The following is a 21208-nucleotide window of genomic DNA, read 5'->3' on the forward strand; positions in this document are numbered from 1 at the left end:
GTCGGAACGCTGCCCGGGAGGGCGGTCAGCCTGAAAAATCTGCTGGCCGACCTTCCGGCTTTGCCGTCACTGGTGAGGCAGCGCCATCGTCCGCCGCAAACTTGCGCTTCCCCGGTGGACGCTGTCGCCCTCGCGGCAGGACAGGACTGGGACAAAGAAGGGGATGGACATCGCCGGGGCAAACGACCTTGTTCCTTATTTCTCAAGCGGGTACGCTTCGGATGTCCTCAAGGACCCGGTGGGACCTTCCCCGGTTGTACCTTCTTCGTCTCTCCCCTCACCGTCTGGAGAATCCCGATGCACGAACTGCTCTGCACCTGGGTGCCCGGCACCCTGGACGTTGTTCGGCTGTCCCTGCCAGGCCGGACACTCGAACTGAAGGACACCCGCCTGGCGCGCATTTTCGGGCCGCAGGCCCTCAACGACCTGTACCTCAAGGGCCGCGCCATCCTGAAGGCCGATCCGCAACAGGTCGCCTTGCTCGCCTGAACCGGCCTGCTGCCGCCCCGTCCCCCGCTCTCCCTGCGGCGGTCCGGGGCGCTTCCCTTTTGGGTCCCAGCAGCGCGCGGCCGAGCCGGGCAAAACCGCTCACCCCCGTGCGTTACCCTGCGGGAACCATCTGCTTCCCGAGGAGTAACCCATGACCCTGGACCCCCCCGAACACCACTACGAACTCGACCGCATGGCGGAGGACTCCTGGCGGATGTTCCGCATCCTCGGGGAATTCGCCATCGGTTTCGACCGCCTCGCCCACCTGCGCGTCCCCGCCGTGACGGTCTTCGGCAGTGCCCGCACGGCGATCACGGACCGCTACTACGGCCTGGCCGAAGAGCTCGGACGCGAACTCGCCCAGGCGGGCTTCGCGGTGATGACCGGGGGCGGACCCGGCATCATGCAGGCCGCCAACAAGGGGGCCTACGAGGCGGGGGGCGTCAGCGTGGGCCTCAACATCATCCTGCCGCAGGAGCAGCGCCCCAATCCGTACCAGACGCTGTCACTCAACTTCGAGTACTTTCACGCGCGCAAGGTGATGCTTGCCAAGTACGCCTCGGCCTTCGTGGTCTTCCCGGGGGGCTTCGGCACCCTCGACGAATTCGCGGAAGTCCTCACGCTGGTCCAGACGCGCAAGATGCACCCGCTGCCGATCTACCTCGTCGGTGAAGAGTACTGGCGGGGGCTGGTGGACTGGTTCGCGCGGACGCTGGTGACCGAGGGCGCGATTGCCCCCGACGACCTGAAGCTGTTCAAGGTGGTGGACGACGTCACGGCGATCCCGGGGGACGTGCACCGCTACCACGATCCGGCCGTGAACGACGGCTTCAAGCGCCCCACCCCGGAAGACCGGGCACGCGCGCGGGGCGAGGTGGCGTGATCACTCCCGCGCGTGGTCGATGGCGCTGCCGATCAGGCTGGTGACATGCTGGTCGAGCAGGCGGTAGTAGACGACGCGGCCCTGCTTGCGAAAGGTCACGAGGCGGTGGGCGCGCAGCAGGCGGAGCTGGTGGCTGACGGCGCTCTCGCTGATCCCGACCACGGCGGCCAGGTCGCAGACGCACAGTTCCTCGGTGTTCAGGGCGCTCAGCAGCCGCAGGCGGGTGGGGTCCGCGACCACCTTGAGGAGCGCGCTGGCTTCCTCCACACACGGCGCGTCCGGCAGAGCGGCCCGGACACGGGTGACCGCCTCAGGGTGGACGCACGGTACCTCACACGCCTCGTCTTGAGAAGCGGTTCTCATATCTTGACCATAGCGTAAGCGGCCTGCTGTCAGCCAAACCAGCGAGGTCTACTGGCAGGCCCTGGCGCGCCTGGAGGCGATTCAGAGCATGAGCCGAAAGGGGGAGTATTGGGATAACGCCGTCGTGGAGAGCTTTTTCGCCACTCTCAAGCGGGAGGAGGTCGCCGAGACGGTCTATGCGACGCGGCAGGAGGCCCGGTCGGCCTTGTTCAGCTATCTGGAGGTGTTCTACAACAGGGAACGCAGGCATTCGTCGTTGGGCTACCTCAGCCCCGCCGAGTTCGAGCAGTCGTCGCGGGCCGCTTAACTCCCTGTCCACCGCAGCGGGTCAACTCCAAACCGCTGCTGGCCCACCAGCTTCAACAGCCGCTCGTTCTCGCGTTCGAGCTGACGGAGCCGCCGGGCCTCGTCCACCGTGGCGTCGCCGGATTTGGCCTTCCAGGTGTAAAAGGAGGCCGTGTTGCACGCGGCCTCCCGGCACAACTCCTCCACCGACTGTTCGCCCTTTTTGGCTTCTTGGAGCAGCTTGATGATCTGTTCCTCACTGAACTTCCGCTGTTTCATGGGTCATCCTCGCTTTCTCGCGGGGGTCAGGGGAAGTCCCCTATCCCCGCCGGGGAGCGAGCCGATGGCCTCCAGTCAGTTTTGCCCAGTTTTTAGGGGGCAGACCAGTTGAAAGGTTCAGCCCTCCAGTTCCCCCAGCGCGACGGCACCGAGCAGAGCCAGGGCCAGGACCAGAGAGACAAAGGGCGGGGCGCTCAAGGTGAGGGGACAGGCCACGAGTAAGGCCGCTGCTCCCAGCAGGCGTGGGTGGGAGACGGTGCGGGTCAGCACCCACACGTACCAGGTCTGCATCAGCAGCACGAGCGCCGGACCCCCGAACACCAGCAGATTGAGGGCCAGGGAACTGTGTCCGTTGGAATGAACGATGACCTTCTCGATGCCGACCGCCAGCAGGATCAGGCCCGCCACGATGCCGGTCATGGAGTTTACGGCGTACATGGCAGCCCGGATGGGATTCCGCGTCTCTTCCAGGTCACGCACGGCCACAGCGTTCGGGCGGCCAAAGGCCAGACTCCACAGGCTGACACTCATCAGCAGCCCGGCGCTGCCCGTCAGCACGGTCATCCACGTGGGCGGTGCCTCACTGATCGCCGTTCCCGTCACCAGCACCGTCTCACCCAGGGCGATGATCAGGAACAGCCGGGCGCGTTCCACCATGTGATCCCCGTCGAACCCGACGTTCTCGGTTGAAATGGACCGCCCCGGAAGCGGGTGGGCCAGCGCGGCGCCCAGGAAGTCAATGGCAGTGGCGGCAGCCCACCAGGACAGGCGCGTCTGCTCATCCGCGCTGGCCCCCACAACCCAAAGCGGCGCGGTCGCCAAGATCCAGATGAGGTAATTCGTGAAGTGCTTCCGGAACAGGGGACTGTGCGTAGACAGCAGCGTCCAGACACTGCGCCCGAGCTGAATGGCGAGGTACGGCAGGACGAACGCCCAGGCAGATGCCCCAAACGCTTCGGGAATGAAGGCATTCATGAAGAGGCCCGGCAGCATGACCGCCAGCATCTTGGCGCGGGACACAGCGCGGGTGACGGAGGTGATGGTGGTTTCCCAACTGGTGTACGACCAGACGGTGAAGATGGCCAGCAGCAGCACCAGCGTTTCGGCAGCGCCACGCCAGGTCAGGTGTTCGAGCAGGTGGTGGGAAAGTTGCGAGACGCCGTACACGAACACCAGGTCGAAGAACAGTTCAAGCGGCGTGACCTCATGTTTCTGCTCTTCAGGAAGCGGCGGCCGTGCGGTCAGGCTGGATTCGGACACGGGGAACCTCAGGGGCAGATGCGAAGGGCGTCCGGGGGTGGGCATGGCCTGATTCCACGGCTCGCACAACCTTGCCAGCGAGTCAGAACGGGTCCTGAACGTACAGCGCTCGGGAGGATTGCCTTTTCACAGCGGCCACGTCCTGCGCTGGCGAGGTGCCGAAAGCCCGGCGGTATTCCCGGCTGAACTGCGACGAACTTTCATACCCCACCCGGAAGGCTGCCGTGGCCGCGCTCACGCCCTCCGTGAGCATCAATCGTCTGGCCGCGTTGAGGCGCAACCACTTCTGGAATTGCAAAGGACTCATCCCCGTGAACTGACGAAAATGACGGTAGAAGGTGGCTGGACTCAGGCTGACCAGTTCCAGCAGGGCCTCCAACTGAAACGGACTGCGGTAGTGGGTGGTGAGGTACTTGACTGCCGTCGCCATCCGGTGGCCTCGTGTGCCCACCGACACCAGTTGGCGGAGCTGCTCCCCCTCACGGCCCACCAGCAGCCGGTAGTAGAGTTCCTGCTCGACCAGCGGCGCGAGGATTGGAAGGGAGGGTGGATCGTCCAGCAGGGCCACCAGTCGGGCGACCGCCTCCACGAGCGGCGGTGTCACGTCGCCTGCCATCAAGCCTTGCGGGGCCGACTGCACAGGCGGGCGTGGCGGCAACTTGAGCATGACCTCCGTCAGGAGGTGCAAGTCGAGTTTGAGCGCCACCCCGAGGTAGGGCTGCCCAGGGCTGGCCTCGGTGACCTGTGTTCTGGCGGGCAGGTCGAGGGACGTGACCAGGTAACGCGCTGAATCCAGAACGCAGGCCAGTTCACCCTGCACCATCTGTTTGGCCCCCTGCACCACCAGTCCAAACACGGGTTCCAGCAACACGTCCTCCAGGGACGTCGGGTTTTCCCGGCGGTGAAAGCTCAGGGCAGGCCAGGGAACCGGCCTGTTCCTGCTGGTGGCCCAAGAGTCGACCGCTTCGATCAACCCGCCGAGAGGCTGTTCGGGTGGAGGGCTGCCGCCCTGGGAGGGTGAGGATGGAAACATCACGGCTGCTTTGAATGTACCCCTCTTTGGGGCTATCAATGAGTCGAGTCATGTTCCGTTGAGAAGATTGGGCAAGTTTGAGCGCCAATCGTATTACCCCATCGGGGCCGCGCTCTGCAACAATCTTCCTGAATCCTTCCCCATGTTGTCTGTAGCGAGAACTTTTGCAGGCGGGGAGTGATGAGGAGCAGGGAGGAGCGTGACGATGAGGATGTGACTCCTGTTGTGCTGACGCTCGGGCAGGCCAAAGGACACCCCTGACCCATCGGGTGCCCCGCATCCAGATCATTTGAAGGTTCACGACGATTCTCCCTGCTGCTCCAGCGGAGGCCATCCATGACCGCCGCTAAACACGACCTGGGCGAAAACGACGTTCTCATCACCGACGTTTTGAAGAACATCGGTGAAACGGTGGTGGACTCGGTTTCGCACAAGCTTCATCCCATGATCGAGGCCTACGCGCAGATGTTCGCGCACGGCGCGCGCACGCCTGTCTTGAGGCGCCCCAGCGACATCGGACTGGAGTATGAAGAGGTCTTCTTCCCGTCTCTTGACGGCATTCCCCTCGAAGCGTGGCTCATTCCCGCCGATTCCGACCGGCTGCTGATTGTCAACCACCCGATGACTTGCAACCGCTACGGCTTCCCGGGCCACCTGCCCCCCTGGAACACGATGTTCGGCGGCTTCGAGGTGAACTTCCTGCCGGAACTCAAACATCTGCACGACGCCGGGTACAACATTCTGACCTACGACCTGCGGAACCACGGGCAGAGCGGCCAGGCGAACGGCGGGATCAGCGGTCTCGGGCTGCTGGAGTGCCGTGATGTCGTCGGCTCGGTCCGGTACGCGAGGAGCCGCCAGGACCTGGCGTCGATGACGACGGGACTCTATAGCCGGTGCATGGGCGGCAACTCCACCGTGATCGCTCTGGCGAAGTGGCCCGAGGAGTTCACCCACATTCAGGCCCTGGTCCTGCTCAATGTCGTGTCCGGCAAAACCTTTATCGTGCGTGGCGCGCAGAACCTGCACCTCGATCCCGAGAAGGAAGCCCACAAGCTGGACGAGCGCCTCCGCGAGCTGACGGGCTTCCGTCTCGATGAGGAGACCCCGTTGCCGTATGCGCCGCAAGTCAAGGTTCCGACGCTGATGGCGCAGCTTCGTCGGGACTTCCTCATCGAGGGCGAGAAAGACGGCCAGGCTATTTTCGATGCCCTGGGCGCGCAGGAGAAGGAGCTGCTGTGGATTGAGGAATCCAACCAGCGGTTCTACGCTTACAACTATTTCGGACAGCATCCCGAGCGCCTAGTGGGTTGGTTCAACCAACATATGGGGGGCGCGGCGCAGTTGCACCGCTCGAAGGAGTCGCTGGCTGAACCGGTTTAGGGTAGTGACTGAACTAACGTGACGAGTTGTAGCGGTGGAAGGCGAGGGTCAGCGAGGCTTCGAGCATCTCGTCGGATTTGGAGAACGAGAGGGATTTGCGGACCAGCCGACCCAGGCGTTGTCGAAGGGTGCAGTTCAGCCGCTCGACATGGTGGGTTTCCCCTCGGCGGGTCAGGCGTTTGACGCCCAACAACGGTTCGTCGTCGGCACGCCAGAGGTAGGACTCAAGTCTTGCACCTGGGTAGGGTGAGTGAATAGCCGTGCTGGCGCAGGAATTCTTCCTCCTGCCAAAGTTGTGCAGCGAGTCGCTGCACAACCAGCAGGGGGAGGGCCACCCGGGCAGCGACCTCCGCCGCTTGTGCCAGGGACAGTGTGTCGGCACAGCAGAGCGGCGAAGACCAGCAGCACCCAGCGGTCCAGCCCCTGGGCGGTCCGCAGCGCGCACCGATTCAGCCCAAAGCTGTGCTTGGCTTCCTTGAAAAAAGATTCGATGGCCCAACGCCGACCCCCCTCCCGGGCGACACTGTCGCCCGGGAGCAGTTGGGAGGCGACGGAACAGAAGGTTCGCTCGCCTCGCTCGACCCGAGCGAGGGTGAGGGGTTCCCAGGGCCAGTTGGCCAGATGAATCCAGCCCCCGTGTTCACAGTCCGCGACAGTGACGTGCCCGGGATGGTCCGTGCGTCGGGTCGAACGAACACCAACCACGCACTCGAAGCCCAGGTCTCGCACGCCCTGAAGGAAGGCCGACGACTCGAAGCCGCTGTCCGCTAGGCCCCACACGTCGAAGCGGCGGCTCAGCTCGGCGGGCACGGTCGCCAGCAGGTCCAGGGCGAGCCGGACGGGGGCAGGGGTTCCCTTCCCCCGGTACACTCGATAGCCCACGGGGAACTTCAGGTCGCCGTATACCGCGTACAGCACCACCAGATGAATCCCGTAGACCTCGTTGTAGACGCGAACGAAGGGCAGCTCGCGTCCCGTTTTCGGGACGCTGGTGAGGTCCACGCACAGCCGCAAGCGAGGATGCTGTTTGCGCCGTGCCGCGAGGAGCAGGGCGTCCCATTGGGCCTGGCCCAGGGTCGCCCAGCAGGCCGCCGTGTCCCACTCGTCCACGTTCAGGCGGCGACTCAGGGCACTGGCGCTGCTGCTACAGGCTGCTGGGGACTGACAGAAGCGCGTCTGCCAGAATGGAGGCGCGCTCCCCGCGAAGCTTGAGGTTCCACACACCCTCCTTCTCGCGTCTGGGAGTGCTCTTTCGCTACCTCTTCAGGTGCAAGAGACGAGTTCCCCCTCCCAACCTCCCCCGCAAGGGGGGAGGAGCGAAAAGCGCTGTGTTTATCTGGGTTACTTCTTTTATGAGAGAGATACCCGCATCACTCAGCCCTCAAAAGGGAGCTGTTCGAAGACAGCATCTTTGAGAACCGTGCCGCTGCACAACAGGCAGTTTCATTGAGGTCTTCTACAACCGCCAGCGACGCCACTCCACTCTCGGGTATTTGACGCCCCTGGAGTTCTACAACCGCTTACCTTCAACTACACACAAGCGGGGCAGGCGCTCCGACCCAGCGGCGGCCCGTCCTGATCGCACCCTTCAGATCAGGTTACCATCGCGGACGAAGGAGTCAGGCCAGGGGCGGCCCGTTCGGACATGTTCAGGCGAGAGCGCACGACCCGAGTGTGGAAGAAAGCCCCTCGCTTCGTCACCGGAAGCGCCCAGCCGCTCACCTGGGCAGCAGGGTGTTGGTGAAGAGCGCAGCGTAGTTCAAGCCCCTCACCGGCTGCCCACTCGGCTGTCTGACGGCCCCCGACTGCACCAGGAACCTCGGGTAGTCCGTCCACATCTTCAGGGTCTGCTCGCCCCAGGGGTGGCCCGGCCGGGCGTACGCCCCCCGGTCCACGAAATACCGCACCCCCTCGCGCAACACTCCCGGATCGGGGAAGGTGTTCTTCGGCGCCGCCCGGAGCATGAGGTCGGCCGCCTCTGCCGGATGCCGTCGGGCGAACTCGTACCCACGGGCCGTCGCCCGCAGGAAGCCCTGGAGCTTCACGCGGTCCGGCCCCAGCCGGTTGCGGTTCGCGGTGAAGACCGGCGTGTAGGAATCGGGCACGCCGTACTTCGTCAGCGGGAAGCTGCGCAGCGCGAGGCCCTTGCGCCGCGCCTCCACCCCCTCCACGCCCTCGAAGATCCACATGAAGTCCGCCTTGCCCGCCAGCAATGCGTCGAGCCCAAAGGTGTTCAGCACCGGGCTCCTGAAGTTACCCCGCCCGCCGTCCGCCGTGATCAGCCGCTTGATGATCGGCGTCTCGTAGGGCGCCCCGAACGCCGCGTACACCTTTCCATCCAGGTCGCGGGGGCGCCGGATGCCGGACTTCGTCAGCACCGCGAAGGCGGCGGTGTTGGTCGTGTAGATCGCCGCGATGCTCACGACCGGCTGCCCGCTCGCGGCGGCAGACGTCACCCCCTCGGCGCTGGAAACCCCCACGTCCGCGCGCCCCGCCGCGACGAGGATGTCCGGAGAGGTGGAGCCGTAGGGCAGCACCCGCAAGTTCACACCCGCCTGTTCGTACCAGCCCTTTGCCAGGGCGACGTACACGCCCACGTGATTGACGTTCGGCACCCAGTCGAGGGCCAGCGTGACGGGCTGGGGGGCGGCACGGACAGAACCGAGGCTGAGGGCCGTCAGGATGAACAGTCGTTTCATGGGGAATCCTCCCGGGGCAGCCAGCGCAGGACGCGCCGCTGCACCAAGCCAATCAGGGCGACGAACAGCACGCTGTACAGCGCGCTGAGGAAGATGGCGGCGAAGACCAGATCGGTCGCGCGGGCGTTCGCGCTCGTCTGGATGAAGATGCCCAACCCCACGTACCCGCCCACGTACTCCCCGAAGATCGCGCTCGTCACCGCGTACGTCGCGGCGAGCTTGAGCCCCGAGAAGAAGGCCGGGAGCGCTCCCGGAAAGCGCACGAGCCAGTCCACCTGCCCTTCCGAAGCGTTCATCGCCCGCAAGACCCGCACGAGGTCCGGGTCGGCGCGCGTGAGGCCGTCGAGGGTCGCCACCGTGACCGGGAAGAAACAGGCCAGCGTGACGATCACGACCTTGGGCAGCAGCCCGAAGCCCAGCCACACGAGCAGGAGCGGCGCGAGGGCGATCAGGGGAATGGTCTGCGACACCACCAGCCAGGGCAGCACTGCCCGCCGCGCGGGGGCGAAACGGTGCAGCGCGAGGGCGGCCAGCAACCCCAGCACGACGGCCGCGCCGAAGCCCAGCAGGGTTTCCGCCAGGGTCTGGGCCGAGTGGGCCGTCAGCTCGGGCGCGTTGTTCCAGAGCGCGGCGGCGACCGCGCTGGGGGCGGGCAGGAGGGAGGAGGGGACGAGTCCCAGGTGCGACAGCCCCTCCAGGGCGGTGAGTACCGCCAGGCCCAGGACGAGGGCGCTGCCCCAGCGTCTCACGGGCGCTCCTGCCCGAGGAGGGCCGTCAGCAGTTCCCCTTCGAGGGGCCGGGGGTCGGCACCCGGCGAGCGCAGCGTCGGCAGGTTGCCCCGTTCGAGCACGACGCGGGCCGGTTTCCCTCCCAGCACCACGACGCGGTCACAGAGGGCGAGCGCCTCGCGCACGTCGTGGGTGACGAGGACGACGGTGGGTCGCCACTCGGCGTGGAGCCCTGCCAGCCAGCGCTGGAACTCCAGGCGGGTGAGGGCGTCGAGGGCGCTGAAGGGTTCGTCGAGCAGCAGGAGGTCCCGCGCGAAGAGCGCCGCGCGCAGCACCGCCACCCGCTGCCCCATCCCGCCGGAGAGCTGGTATGGCCAGAGGTTCGCCGCCTCCGCCAGGTTGAACTGGGCCAGCAGGTCGAGGGCGCGCCGCCGGGCACCCGGTCCCCGCTCGCCGCGCAGTTCCAGCGCCAGGGTGAGATTGCCGAGCACCGTGCGCCAGGGCAGCAGGCTGGGCCGCTGCGGCACGAAGCCGCTCTGGCCTCGCCGCTCCCGGGTCGTGGTCGCGCGCCCGGACAGGCACACCTCCCCGGTATCCGGCTCCAGCAGACCGGCGAGCACGTGCAGCAGGGTGCTCTTGCCGCTGCCGCTCCGGCCCAGCACACCGAGCACCTGTCCGGCCTCCACCCGCAGGTTCACGCCTGCGAGGACGGGCTGGCCCCCGTACGCCAGGGCCACCCCATGCAGTTCCAGGTCCGGCGCGGTCACCGTGCGGCGTACACCGTGTCGTAGAAGAGCCGCTCGAGGCCGTACGTCCGCCTCACCGTTCGCGTGACCAGCTCACGCGCCTCGGATGTGCTCGCCAACTCGCGGAGCAGGTCCGTCTCGCCGACGTTTACGCCTTCCTTGAGCCCGTCGTGGAGCGGGAAAAAGGCAACCTGTTCGTCCGTGAAGCCGTACCTCTCCCGCAGCGCGGGTCCGGCAAGGTCGCAGATGGCGATGAAGACGCTCTCGCTGGCAGCGATGCTCGCCAACATGCCCAGGAAGCCGTCGCGGGCCAGGGCGTAGTAAAAGTGGGCCGTGAGGGCCGCGCAGCCTGGCAGGGGCTCCACCGCCTCAAAGTCCTCCGGGCTGAGGCCGACGGCCGCGCCGAAATGCACCAGGCTCCCCTCACCCGCAAAGACGGCCTTGGGTTCGAGCTTGCGGGCGAGGACCGTGCGGGCGTGCTCGTTCGGCGCATGGGCGATCAGCAGCGTTTCCAGTTGCAGCGAGTGCCGCACCAGCCAGTGGTCTTGCAGGGCAAAGGCGCGCAGTTGCGCCGTCGTGGCCGTACCTTCCACCACGTCCCGCCAGAGGGGATGGTCCAGCAGTTCGGCCTGGACTTGGGAGAGGTCCTGGGTGAGGACGTCCGGGATGAAGTTGTAGGTCAAAGAAAATTCCCCCTTCGCGGGGGAGAGCATGGCTTCGGGCGGCCCGGGCGGGCTGGCCGTCACGCTCCCCACGGCGGTATGAACCGCATCAGGTCCTGGGGTCTGATCTCAGCCTCGCTGACGCGAGACACCCCCGGTGACGGGTGACAGCCTACTCCCTTCCAGGAAGCGAACACAAGGCGCAGTCGACGCGCCCGGCTGAAGCCACCTTCCTCGCCGCCGGACTCGCGCCTCGCCGCCGGACTCGCGCACTCAGGACCCGCCGTTCGCCCCGGGGCAGGGTCGGGAGCCACACCACCCGGAAGAGCAGGTGACCGCCGACAGTCAGCGAGCCGGGACAGGCTGCACCATGCCGAGCAACAGCTCACGCAGGCGCCCCAACTGCCGGTCGGGGAAGGTCAGGTGGCGCTCCAGGTCCTCGCGGATAGGTGTGGACTCGGCCACCCGCAGGCGGTTCTCCTCCTCCGCCTGCATCGCCAGCACCTGCCGTCGCCGCGCGAGCAACAGGCGGACCACCTCCACCTTGGCGTACGCCCCCCGCGTGTTCACGCTCTCCCCGAGTGATTGAGCACTCTCAGCCAGGCTCGCCTCGTCTGGTGGCTACGGCCTGGCTGCCCCCAAGGCGCGCAGCCGTTCCTTCGTCACGACCATCACCCGCGTGCCCCGCTCCAGCAGCACCACCACGACCGGCAATTCCCCACGGTGGATGGCCTGGACCAGCACGGCGGCTGGCCGGAGGGCGCTGATGCGCTCAGCCAGCTGGGTGACACTCTTTTCCGGGGAGGTGTCCTCGGAGAAGTTCTCGCCTATCGGTGCCACCGTACCCCGCCATGCCTCCCGCGTGTATCTCAGCCCGACGAACAGGTCCGGCACTTACGCCTCCTCAGAAGGGGATGAGCAGATTGAGCAGTTGCGAGAGCGGGTTGGGGGAGACATTCGCGTTTTTGGTCGCGGCATAAGCCGCCAACTCGCAAAATTCCATCTGGGAGGGCAGACGGGTAGCGGCCACGGTCAGGGTATGCGCGTGGGGCACCCGGCCTTCCCCCCATTCCACCTGCACGTCGCCTGGGCTAGAGCAGCAGCCCGGCTCCAACTGAAAGTGAGCATGCAGGGCACCTTCCGGCGCGATGATCGTGAAGACGAAGAGGGAGGACATCGCTGGCCTTATTGTGCGCTCCTTAGGACTGCCGTGCCGTCACCACCTGCACCTCCACGTCCTCCCCCAGATCCCGCCGGATCCGCGTTTCCAGGCTCAACCGTAGGTGTTCGAGCAGCCCCACTTCGCCGGGGCAACCGGGATATCGCCCCGAGATGGAGGGTGATGGAGCAGCCTGCGAGTGACGCTCGGCCCCCGCGCGTTCAACATGAAGATTCTTTAGACCCCGCGTCATACGGTCCTCTCCGTTACGCCTTAAACTTATTCCTGAGGGACAGTTATGGCAATGGAAGACCTGAAGAAGAACCACATGATGGCCCATCTCACCGACGCTCTCGAAAATGGGAAGGACATCGGCCACTATGGCCGCCTGGTGTACGCCATCATCGCGCGGCACTTCCTGAGTGACGACGAGCTCGCAGCGCAGCTCGCCAAGGACCGGGACTTCAGCGAGGACGCTGCCCGTGATCTCGTGCGGCAGGTGCAGGAGGCCGACTACAATCCGCCGCGCCGCGACACCATCGTGGAGTACATGGAGAAGCAGGACTTCCCCATCCTGCCCGACAATGATCCCAACGAGGGCAACGTCTACCGCGACCTGGAGTTCCCGGAGCACGTGTACGACCGCATCCGCGAATACCACCACCAGCAGGCCGAGTAAGCGCTCCAGGCCAGATGGGCGCAGCAGGGCTGGCGACAGGCCCTGCTGCTTTTTTGTCTGCACCCGTGCCCTCCACCATACCGCCCGGAACTTCGCCGAAGGGCGGAGCGCGGAACTTACTGCCGCAGCACCTGCAGGGTGAGGTCACGCGGCACCGTGAAGGTCAGGGGACCCTGCACGCGGTGGTACGCGAATCCCCGCGTTCGGCCAGGCGTCCACTGCGGGAATGCCTTGCAGCAGCACACTTTTTCCCAACGGGCGGAGCACCTCGCCTGCCACCGGGCCCGTCCCGCGAGGGCGAGCGTCCACCACCAGTCACTCAGCAGGGCGGGGAGGGATTCGCCGCTGAACTGCGCGACATTGGCCAGGCCAGTGCCGCTGCTGCTTCGGACCCACGGGACAGGCCTCTGCTCCTGTCTCTCCCAACGGATGAGCAGGGGACGCCACAGTTCCTCGAAGGCTTTCCACCACAGCGGCTTGATCAGGTCCGCCGCGACACCCCACATCATCACAGACACCACGGCGCACCTGTTGTCCAGGGTCCTGTACAGCGCCGCTGACACCGCCCAGCGGACCCTGGCGGGCATCTGGCTGAGCCGTTCGAAGCCTTTGTTCAGGGGCCTGTTCACGTCTCGCAGCACGTGATCGGGTCGTCCCTCCTGCCCGGGCCACAGCGCCTGCCCACCAGACCTTCCCTCGGCGCTGAACTCACGAGCTTCACTGGCCGGTTCCATGTCATCCTCCTTGTTCCGGCGGGATCAGGGCGCCAGAATGGGGACCAGGATCAAGTGCCAAGGTCCGGGGAAGGGCGCGGCGGACCGGTGCTCGTGCCCCAGGCCGGGGCCACGGTTTGGTCGAGCAGGTCCAGCGCCGGGGAGGTTTGTGGACGACGCGGCCACCACCTTCGTGCAACTGCTGGGGAGTCCGCAGGTCCGGCTCGGCCCCCAGGTGCAGCCGTTCCTTCCCGACAAACGTCACCACCTGCTCGCCTACCTCGCCTGGCGAGGGGGCTGGGTGGACCGCGAGCGGCTCGCTTTCCTGTTCTGGCCGGACGAGCCGCAGGGGACCGCCCGGCACAACCTGCGCCGCCTGCTGCACCGGGTGCGCAGGCTGGGCTGGCTTGCGGACCTCGCCGTCCAGCCCCAGTGCCTGTGCTGGGCCCCACCCACCGACGTGACCACGTTCGAGGCCGCCGTGCGGGGGGAACGCTGGACCCGGGCGCTCGCGGCCTACGGCGGCCCCCTGCTGGAGGGGCTCGGCGGGGACGGGGAATTCGGGACCTGGCTGGCCGCCGAGCGCGAGCGGCTGCGCGGCCTGTGGCGCCTGGCGCTGCGGCGGCGGGCCGAGGAACTGGAAAGCGGGGGGGATCCCGGGGGGGCCGCCGCCCTCCTCACCCCCCTGCTGGGGGGGGACGAGTTCGACGAGGAGGCGCTGGCCCTGTACATGCGCGCCGCAGCGGCGGCTGGGCAGGCAGCCCAGGCGCTGAAGGCCTATGCGGCGTTCGCCGGGAGCTTGCGCCGCGCGTTCGGCCTGTCTCCCGCCCCGCCCACCGAGCACCTCGCCCGCCGCCTCCGGGGGGAGGAGTTGGCGGATGCACCCGCGCCCGTGAGCCCGGCGCCCGCCTTGCCCGCCGCCTCCACCCCGCTGGTGGGGCGCGAGCTGGAACTCGCCGAGATCGCCCAGGCCCTCGGGCGGCCGGAATGCCGCCTGCTCACCCTGACCGGGCCCGGGGGGGTGGGCAAGACGAGAATCGCGCTGGAGGCCGCCCGTGTCCTCGCCCCGGGGTACCCGGACGGGGTGTCCTTCGCGCCGCTCGCCGCGCTTGCCGACCCGGAACGGGTGCCCGCCGCTGTGGCGGAGGCCGTGGGCCTGACCCTCGGGAGCACCCGGCCACCCACTCGGCAGATCATCCGTCACTTGCAGGGGCCACCCCGGCTGCTGGTGCTGGACAACTACGAGCACCTGCTGGAGGGCGTGGGGTTCGTGGCGGAGCTGCTGCGGGCGTGCCCGGAACTGCGGGTGCTCGTCACCTCGCGCGAGCGGCTGCGCCTGGCGGGAGAGTGGCTGCTGCCCGTGGACGGTCTGCCGGTGCCCCCACCCGGCACCGGGCTGGACCAGGCCCTGACGTACGACGCGGTCAGGCTGTTCGTGGAGCGCGTGACCCGCGTGCGCCCCGGCTACGTTCTGGGTGAGGAGGACCTGCCCTTTGTGCTCGCCCTCTGCCGCCTGGTGGGCGGGTTGCCCCTGGGGCTCGAACTCGCCGCCGCGTGGGTGCGGGCCGTCCCCCCGCGCGAGATCGCGGGGGAGATCGCTCTGAACCTCGACTTCCTCACCTCGGACGCGCGGGACGGAGACGCCCGGCACGTCAGCCTGCGCGCGACCTTCGAGCATTCCTGGCGGCAGCTGAAACCGGCCGAGCAGGTGGCCCTGCGCCAGCTCGCGGTCTGCGAGGGGGGCTTCCGGCCGGGGGCGGCGCGCGAGGTCGCGGGGGCCAGCCTGCCGCTGCTGGCGGGCCTGGTGGACAAGTCGCTGCTGCGCGCCTCGCCCTCCGGGCGTTTCCACCGCCACCCGCTGCTGTATGGCTACACCCGCGAGAAGCTGGCGGCGCATCCGGGGGAGGAGGCCGGAGCGCGGGAACGGCACGGCCTGCACTTCCACCGCCTTCTTCAGGACCTGTCGGGGGCGCTGCGGGGTGCCGGGCAGAAGGAGGCGCTCACGCGGCTCGACGAGGACCTGGAGAACGTGCGCGCCGCCTGGGGCTGGGCGGTGGCGGAGGGGCGGGCGGACGAACTGGGGCGCTCCGCCGCCCCGCTGGCGACCTACCACATGGCCCGCGGGCGCTACCGTGAGGGGGCCGAACTGCTGGCTCAGGCCGAGGCCGCCCTGCGGGAGGAAGCCCCCGCACACCACCCCGCGCTGTGTCGGCTGCACGTGGAGGGCGCGCCTCTCCTCTACCGGCTGGGGCGCCACGCCGAGGCGGAACGCTGGGCGGCGAGCGGCCTCGCCCTGGCCCGCGCCCTGGGCGAGCCGGGCGCGGCCCTGTCCGGTCTCACCCTGCTGGGCGACTTGGCCTGGCGGCGGGGCGACCGCGCTCAGGCCGCCGCGCTGCTGGAGGAGGCCCTGCGCCTGGGCACGGCGCGGGGGGACCGGGCGGCGCTCGCCGACAGCCTGAACCTGCTGGGCAACGTCGCCCTGGACAGCGGCGACCTCGTGGCGGCACGGCGGCGCTACGAGGCGGCCCTCGACCTGCACCGCGAGCTGGACAACCTCAGCGAGGTCGTGCGACTGCTGAACAACCTGGGGTGCCTGGCCGCTTACCTGGGGCAGCTCGGGGTGTCGGTGTCCCTCCTGGGCGAGGGCGTGGCCCTGGCGCGCGACATCGGCCTGCCGCGCCTGCTGGCCCAGCTCCTGTCGAGCCTCGCCGAAACCGCCCACGAGCAGGGCGACCTGGCCGGGGCCGAGGCGACGGCGACTGAGGCCCTGGCGCTCGCGCGCGCCAGCGGCGACCGGCGGCTGGAGGGCATCCTCCTCGTCGATCTGGGCCGCACGGCAACGGCCTCGGGGGACCTGGACCGCGCCCGGCAGGAACTCCGCGAGGGGCTGGCCGTGCTGTGGGACCTGGGCGAACTCCCCCAGGTCCTGCGCGCGCTGGCGCGCTGGGCCGAGTGGCACCTGGCGCGCGGCGAACGCGGACGGGGTGCCGCCCTCCTCGACCTGGTCGCGCGGCACCCCGCCACCAAGAGCGTGGACCGGGACCCGGCGCGGCGGATGCGGGCGGAGCTGGCCTCCCCCCACAGCCCCGCCGCAGCCCTCCCGGAAACCGTGGCGGCGCTCCTCGGCTTCCAGTCCTGAACGGGCGTCCCACACTGCCCTGGCCCGCGGGACGCTCGCGGGACGCCCCCCCTGTCACCCTGACCGCGTGCCCCCCGCTTGGGGACGAGGAGGAGAGGGTGACGACAGGACGATGTCCGCAGGCCAGGTGTGAGGCCAGCCCCCCGAGTTTCGCCGCGTGCATGGAGGATCAACCATGAGAACCCAGCCCCTCGCCCGCCCGGGGCGGCCCCTGCTGCCCCTCGCGCCGCTCGTGACCCTGGCCCTGCTGGGCTGCAACCAGAACGCCTCCCAGCCCCCCGTCTCGGGGGCCCCCTCTCCGACCCCCAACCGCACCAGCGCCCTGGTGGTCGGCCCGGTGCAGAGCGCCTACCTCGATGCGCTGGGGCCCAACCTGAACCTGGTTCCGTACACCGGCAACGAGAAGCTCGACGACTACCAGATGGTGATCTTCGACGGCGACGCCAACACGCCGACCGCCGTGGTGGCGCATCCGGTCATCACCCAGGCCCTGCGCTCGGGCAAGTGGGTCCTGGGGGTGGACCTCTCCGAGGCGCACAAGAAGGAGGCCCTCGGGCCCATCCTGCACGCCTCCACCTGCGGCTCCAGCGCGGCCTACGCGGTTCACGCCGGGTACGACGCGAACGGGCGGTTCCAGGCCCAGGTGGTCGAGCCCTCGCGCTCGGTGGCCCAGGCGAAGCGCTCGGGAAGCTCGACCGGCAAGGGCACGGGGGTCCAGCCCACTGACCCGCCCACCGAGCCGAGTCGGCAGTCGTGCGGGGGCGGGGCGGACGCTGCCGCCCAGAGTCTGAGAGCGGACCCAGGGGCGGCCTCGGCCTTCGCCAAGACCCTCCTGGGGGACCTCGCCAAGCCGACCCGACTGACCCCCCAGGACTTGCCAGCGGGCATCCCGAGCAACCTCATCTACGCGACCTACTACTTCACGGAAACCTTCAGCCAGCCGCTGAGCGGCTCACTCCAGGGGCACGGCGGCACCCAGCACCCCAACTACAGCGTGAACCGCACCTTCACGGTCTTCCTCAACAACAAGAACAACCCCCAGGGCGACTTCCAGTACGTGTTGCTGGAGCAGGACGCGGCGGCCAACCCCAAGACCTCGGACGAGAACTTCATCGCGATGGGGACCAAAAACGGCACCGACTGGATCGCGGGCACCTACGACGAGGCGGGCTGGTTCCAGAACCGGATGCAGCTCAGCCTGTGGGCCAATCCCACCGACTGGAGCATCGTGTCCACCTCCCCTGACACCGTGAACGGCAGCACGAGCGTCACCACCGGCGTGAGCTTCCAGGTGGGCCTCAGCGCCAACTCTGCCCAGGGCCCGGGCGGGTCGGCCTCCTTCACGTACACCAACTCCCAGTCGCGCAACATTACGGACTGGGCGGTGGACAACCTCGCCACGACCACCCAGACCCAGTGGATGTACGGGAGCAGGTACCCGGTGGACGCACGCTATGTGGCGAACTGCTCCCAGGCCATCTTTGGCGCCGGGTGCTTCCTCGGCCAGTTGCCGAACGCCATCGCCCAGAGCGCCCTCAAGCTCTACACCCAGTCGGTGTGGAAGACGCCCTCGGTGATCGACAATCCCGTGGGTTTCTCGTACTGGACCTTCTACGAGATGCTGGACGTGGGCTGCTCCAACAACGGCGGGATCACGTGCTATTCCCCCTCGTGGACCTACCAGCAATATCAGCCCCAGTACACCCAGGGGCTGAACTTCGACCTCGGGGTGGTCGTGCCCATCCCCATCCAGTCGATCACCTTCAGCCCCAACCCGGCCAAGGGGGGCACCACCGTCACCGGCACCGTGACCCTGAGCAGGCCCGCCAAGATCGACACCCCCATCGGCCTGTCGTCCAACAGTCAGAACGCCACCGTGCTCCCCTCGGTGACGGTGAAGCAGGGCCAGACCTCGGCCACCTTCCAGGTGCTCACCAACACGAACGGCCTCGCCCCCGGCGGCAGCACCGTCGCCACCATCCAGGCCTTCTACGCCCAGAACTACCAGGCCCAGCTCACGGTGACCAACTGACCTCCCGGCCGCCGTCAGGTGGCGGGCCAGGCGCCGAAGCAGGCAGGAAGGAGCACAGATGGCGGGCGTGGCGGGCATTCAGGGGATCGACAGCGTCGGCATATGCGTCACCGACCTCGCCCGCTCGGTCGCCTTCTACCGGCAGCTCGGGTTCGAGGAACTCCGCCGGGACGGCCGGGGTTGCACCCTGCGGGCGGGGAACGCCCGGCTCCTCCTCTTCGAGACCCGGCATGGGCAACCCCGGGCCCAGACGCGCGGTTTCGCTCTGGTGCTCAACGCGCCAGGCCTGGACCACCTCAACCTGCTGGTGCGGGACGTGGACCGGGTGCACGCGGACCTCTCCGCGCTGGGCGTGGCCTTCAGCCGCCCGCCCATCAACGAGTCATGGGGGGCGCGGGTGGCGCTGCTCAAGGACCCGGACGGCAACAACCTGTGCCTGCTGGAGCGGCGGGAGGGCGGCTGAGAGCGGCGGCGTCACCCCGCCTTCCGCCTCCTCCGGGCCGCGGTGGCAAAGACGAGACGCCCGCCTGGGCCACCGACCCGGGCGGGCGCGATCAGGGTGTCGAGCCACAGGCGGGAGGAGATGTCCGCTCTCGTCATGGGCGGGGGAATTCGCCTAGGCGTTCTCCACGGGTTTGCCGGGTGGAATGAACAGGTGCCTGATGCCCTGTCGGTGGACCGAGTGGTCCAGGGCCTTGCTGATAAACTCTGGCCCGTTGTCGGTGAGGAGAGCGGCGGGCTGTCCTCTGCGGGTGACGACCTCGGCGAACTGACGAACCACGTCCGCCCCAGTAAGGGAAGTCCCGACGTACATGACGAGGTTTTCACGGGTGAAGTCATCCGCGACGTTCAGTACGCGGAATCGCTGTCCTGAGGCCAACTGGTCGGACATGAAGTCCATGCTCCAACGCTGATTGGGGCCAGAAATCGCCGGTTTCTGCACCCGCTCGCCAGCACTTAATTTCTTGCGAACCTGGCGCCGCACCGGCAGGCCCTCGGCGCGGTACAGGCGGTAGACCTGCTTGTGATTCACCGTCTGCCCTTCGTTCCAGCAGGATCTGGAGTCGCCGATACCCGAAACAGGGACGCTGTTGGGCGAGGTCAGGCAGCCGCACGACCAGGGCCTCGGCCTGCTCCCTTTTGGGGCTGTCGTGCCTGTGGGTGGAGTGCCAGAAGCCCAGCACGTGACAAGCCCGCCGCTCGCTGATCCCCAAGCGTTCCCGCACGTGGCCCACCAGCCGCCGTTCGAGCGGCGTCTGGGCTTGTGGGGTTGCCTCGGGATTCACCACTTTTTTCCCATCACCTCCTTCAGCATCAGGTTGTCCAGCGACAGGTCGGCGACCAGCTTTTTCAGGCGGCGATTTTCCTCTTCCCTCAGACGAGGGCCGTTTGGTTTCGTCCTTGGTCATGCCCCCATACCGTGCCTTCCAGCGGTGGCTTGTCGTTACCGCGACCCCCTGACTCCGCGCGACCTCAACCACAGGTTGACCTGCCTCGACCTGGCCGATGATGTCCAGAATCTGCTGCTCGGTGTACCGTTTCCCCTTCATGCCCCCTCCTTGTTGCCACTCTCGTTGCAACCCGAGTGGACCGAGAACTGGGAGGCACGTCACCTGATGTATGCTGGCGAAGTCCTCGCGGAAGACGCACTCGTACTTGAACGTCAGTGTGCTCCAGGATGCCCACCGGGTACGCTATGCTTCTACCGAATATCCACAACGAATCCGGACTGGCAGCTTCCACATGACACGAGACCTGAGCCATTACAAAATCGAGGCGCTCGATAATGGCCTGCGTCTGCTCGAGGCGGTGGCCATGCAACCCGGCAGAACGCTGACGCCCCTGGCCGAAGCCTGCGGCATGACCCTGTCCCAGGCCTACCGTGTCGCCGCGACATTGCAGCAGAGCGGCTATCTCACGGTGGATGAGAACAAGCGCTACCACCTCGGGCTCAAGTGCCTGAAATTGGGTGACGCCGCAACACACGCCATTCCGCTCATTCAGCTCGCCGCAGACGAGATGGACTTTCTGGCGCGCGAAACCCAGGAAAGCATCTCCCTCGTTGTGCGCGAGGGCCTGAGCCGGGTCACGGTGGACTTGCGGGACTCGCCCCATGCGATCAGAGTATCGGCGCCCATCGGTGAACATCGGCCGCTGCACTTTGGCGCCACCGGTCAATGTATTCTGGCCTTCAGCGCTCCAGACGTGGTCGACCGGGCCCTGGCCCCGCCGCTCGGACGCGCGACCGAGTTCACCGACACGGATCCGAACTCGATCCGTGCGCGCCTTCAGCAGATACGCGAACGCAAGTACCATGTCGCGATCCGGGACTATGCCGACCATGCTTTCGCGGTGGGCGCGCCCATCCAGTCGCGCGCCGGAGATCTGGTCGGAGCCATCAGCATTTCAGGACCTCTGGCACGTTTCGACGACCAGCGTGAAAAGCGGTATGTGGCGCTGGTGACGGCTGCAGCCGCGCGTGTGAGCCAGCGGCTCTGAAAGCCCGCACCCCGCCTGACACGAAAATTAGTGAACGAACGTTCTTGCGGTCACGCTGGCCCAGTTATATGATATTTGTACCAGACAATATTCACTTTCACTAGGTGAAAGTAGGATTCCGCTGTGGGGTCTTTCTCCCTTGTACTTCGCCACCCCGGTCTGGTTGATCGTTCGCGC

Annotated in this window: 22 protein-coding genes, 4 pseudogenes and 1 riboswitch; of the genes and pseudogenes, 10 read left to right on the forward strand and 16 right to left on the reverse strand. The window is 67.5% G+C overall.

Annotated features, from left to right (window positions below):
* Positions 1-297: 297 nt before the first annotated feature.
* On the forward strand, positions 298-489 hold the full coding sequence (locus tag E5F05_RS02415; RefSeq protein ID WP_146719876.1) for a hypothetical protein: 192 nt from the start codon (positions 298-300) through the stop codon (positions 487-489).
* Between the two features lie 151 nt (positions 490-640).
* The gene (locus tag E5F05_RS02420; RefSeq protein ID WP_146719877.1) at positions 641-1372 is read left to right on the forward strand and encodes an LOG family protein; all 732 of its coding nucleotides are present in this window, start codon (positions 641-643) and stop codon (positions 1370-1372) included.
* Here E5F05_RS02420 and E5F05_RS02425 read toward each other — a convergent pair whose 3' ends face one another.
* Complete coding sequence (locus E5F05_RS02425) at positions 1373-1735, reverse strand: ArsR/SmtB family transcription factor (RefSeq protein WP_146719878.1); 363 nt, start codon at positions 1733-1735, stop codon at positions 1373-1375.
* 49 nt (positions 1736-1784) lie between these two features.
* On the opposite strand from E5F05_RS02425, the pseudogene E5F05_RS02430 reads away from it, so the two are divergent.
* Positions 1785-2042 (forward strand): annotated as a pseudogene (locus E5F05_RS02430) (integrase core domain-containing protein); the annotation flags it as partial.
* Here the strand turns inward: E5F05_RS02430 and E5F05_RS02435 are convergent.
* The 3 genes from E5F05_RS02435 to E5F05_RS02445 form a co-directional block, all read right to left on the reverse strand.
* On the reverse strand, positions 2039-2299 hold the full coding sequence (locus E5F05_RS02435) for a transposase (RefSeq protein WP_146719880.1): 261 nt from the start codon (positions 2297-2299) through the stop codon (positions 2039-2041). The pseudogene E5F05_RS02430 and the gene E5F05_RS02435 sit on opposite strands and share 4 nt — an antisense overlap.
* Before the next feature lie 117 nt (positions 2300-2416).
* Positions 2417-3559 (reverse strand): low temperature requirement protein A, encoded by a 1143-nt coding sequence (locus tag E5F05_RS02440; RefSeq protein WP_184117643.1) that lies wholly within the window; start codon positions 3557-3559, stop codon positions 2417-2419.
* An 82-nt stretch (positions 3560-3641) separates the two neighbouring features.
* Positions 3642-4430 carry an AraC family transcriptional regulator gene (locus tag E5F05_RS02445; RefSeq protein WP_244944449.1) on the reverse strand — a complete coding sequence of 263 codons (789 nt, stop codon included), beginning with the start codon at positions 4428-4430 and terminating at the stop codon, positions 3642-3644.
* A 498-nt stretch (positions 4431-4928) separates the two neighbouring features.
* Between E5F05_RS02445 and E5F05_RS02450 the strand changes: the two genes are divergently transcribed.
* The gene (locus E5F05_RS02450) at positions 4929-5975 is read left to right on the forward strand and encodes an alpha/beta hydrolase (protein ID WP_221274307.1); all 1047 of its coding nucleotides are present in this window, start codon (positions 4929-4931) and stop codon (positions 5973-5975) included.
* 13 nt (positions 5976-5988) lie between these two features.
* On the opposite strand, the gene E5F05_RS02455 is transcribed toward E5F05_RS02450, so the two are convergent.
* Positions 5989-6231, reverse strand: a complete 243-nt coding sequence (locus E5F05_RS02455) for an IS1 family transposase (protein WP_244944481.1) — start codon at positions 6229-6231, stop codon at positions 5989-5991.
* Positions 6200-7197: pseudogene (locus tag E5F05_RS02460) on the reverse strand (transposase). The gene E5F05_RS02455 and the pseudogene E5F05_RS02460 overlap by 32 nt, the downstream one beginning before the upstream one ends.
* Before the next feature lie 152 nt (positions 7198-7349).
* Here E5F05_RS02460 and E5F05_RS02465 point away from each other — a divergent pair.
* Positions 7350-7486: pseudogene (locus E5F05_RS02465) on the forward strand (IS3 family transposase); the annotation flags it as partial.
* Between the two features lie 207 nt (positions 7487-7693).
* On the opposite strand, the gene E5F05_RS02470 reads toward E5F05_RS02465, so the two are convergent.
* From E5F05_RS02470 to E5F05_RS02500, 7 genes are all read right to left on the reverse strand, one after another.
* On the reverse strand, positions 7694-8674 hold the full coding sequence (locus E5F05_RS02470; protein WP_146719883.1) for an ABC transporter substrate-binding protein: 981 nt from the start codon (positions 8672-8674) through the stop codon (positions 7694-7696).
* A complete protein-coding gene (locus E5F05_RS02475; RefSeq protein WP_146719884.1) occupies positions 8671-9423 on the reverse strand; it encodes an ABC transporter permease in 753 nt (250 codons plus the stop codon). The genes E5F05_RS02470 and E5F05_RS02475 overlap by 4 nt, the downstream gene beginning before the upstream one ends.
* Complete coding sequence (locus tag E5F05_RS02480) at positions 9420-10169, reverse strand: ABC transporter ATP-binding protein (protein ID WP_221274306.1); 750 nt, start codon at positions 10167-10169, stop codon at positions 9420-9422. The genes E5F05_RS02475 and E5F05_RS02480 overlap by 4 nt, the downstream gene beginning before the upstream one ends.
* Positions 10166-10831, reverse strand: a complete 666-nt coding sequence (locus tag E5F05_RS02485) for a thiaminase II/PqqC family protein (RefSeq protein WP_184117642.1) — start codon at positions 10829-10831, stop codon at positions 10166-10168. Before E5F05_RS02485 ends, E5F05_RS02480 begins: the two co-directional genes overlap by 4 nt.
* Positions 10832-10878: 47 nt before the next feature.
* Positions 10879-10976, reverse strand: a riboswitch (TPP riboswitch).
* Positions 10977-11155: 179 nt separating this feature from the next.
* Positions 11156-11380 (reverse strand): hypothetical protein, encoded by a 225-nt coding sequence (locus E5F05_RS02490; RefSeq protein WP_146719886.1) that lies wholly within the window; start codon positions 11378-11380, stop codon positions 11156-11158.
* Between the two features lie 51 nt (positions 11381-11431).
* Positions 11432-11704, reverse strand: coding sequence for a hypothetical protein (locus E5F05_RS02495; RefSeq protein ID WP_146719887.1), 273 nt, complete (start codon positions 11702-11704; stop codon positions 11432-11434).
* Positions 11705-11714: 10 nt separating this feature from the next.
* Positions 11715-11987 (reverse strand): hypothetical protein, encoded by a 273-nt coding sequence (locus E5F05_RS02500; RefSeq protein ID WP_146719888.1) that lies wholly within the window; start codon positions 11985-11987, stop codon positions 11715-11717.
* A gap of 280 nt (positions 11988-12267) precedes the next feature.
* Here E5F05_RS02500 and E5F05_RS02505 point away from each other — a divergent pair, with 280 nt between their 5' ends.
* The gene (locus tag E5F05_RS02505) at positions 12268-12648 is read left to right on the forward strand and encodes a hypothetical protein (protein ID WP_184117641.1); all 381 of its coding nucleotides are present in this window, start codon (positions 12268-12270) and stop codon (positions 12646-12648) included.
* Between the two features lie 116 nt (positions 12649-12764).
* Here E5F05_RS02505 and E5F05_RS02510 read toward each other — a convergent pair whose 3' ends face one another.
* Complete coding sequence (locus E5F05_RS02510) at positions 12765-13382, reverse strand: hypothetical protein (protein WP_146719889.1); 618 nt, start codon at positions 13380-13382, stop codon at positions 12765-12767.
* A 148-nt stretch (positions 13383-13530) separates the two neighbouring features.
* On the opposite strand from E5F05_RS02510, the gene E5F05_RS02515 reads away from it, so the two are divergent.
* From E5F05_RS02515 to E5F05_RS02525, 3 genes are all read left to right on the forward strand, one after another.
* On the forward strand, positions 13531-16500 hold the full coding sequence (locus E5F05_RS02515; protein ID WP_146719890.1) for an AfsR/SARP family transcriptional regulator: 2970 nt from the start codon (positions 13531-13533) through the stop codon (positions 16498-16500).
* A 175-nt stretch (positions 16501-16675) separates the two neighbouring features.
* Entirely contained in the window at positions 16676-18532 is a 1857-nt protein-coding gene (locus E5F05_RS02520) for a hypothetical protein (protein WP_146719891.1), read from the forward strand.
* 58 nt (positions 18533-18590) lie between these two features.
* Positions 18591-18995, forward strand: coding sequence for a VOC family protein (locus tag E5F05_RS02525; protein ID WP_146719892.1), 405 nt, complete (start codon positions 18591-18593; stop codon positions 18993-18995).
* Between the two features lie 153 nt (positions 18996-19148).
* On the opposite strand, the gene E5F05_RS02530 is transcribed toward E5F05_RS02525, so the two are convergent.
* Positions 19149-19565: a DDE-type integrase/transposase/recombinase gene (locus E5F05_RS02530; protein ID WP_244944450.1), complete on the reverse strand. Its 417-nt coding sequence runs from the start codon at positions 19563-19565 to the stop codon at positions 19149-19151.
* Positions 19566-19977: 412 nt separating this feature from the next.
* Positions 19978-20082, reverse strand: a pseudogene (locus tag E5F05_RS22050) (transposase); the annotation flags it as partial.
* Between the two features lie 193 nt (positions 20083-20275).
* Here E5F05_RS22050 and E5F05_RS02540 point away from each other — a divergent pair.
* Positions 20276-21031, forward strand: a complete 756-nt coding sequence (locus E5F05_RS02540) for an IclR family transcriptional regulator (RefSeq protein WP_184117639.1) — start codon at positions 20276-20278, stop codon at positions 21029-21031.
* The last annotated feature ends 177 nt before the right edge of the window (positions 21032-21208 follow it).

Source organism: Deinococcus metallilatus (assembly GCF_004758605.1).
GTDB classification, from domain to species: domain Bacteria; phylum Deinococcota; class Deinococci; order Deinococcales; family Deinococcaceae; genus Deinococcus; species Deinococcus metallilatus.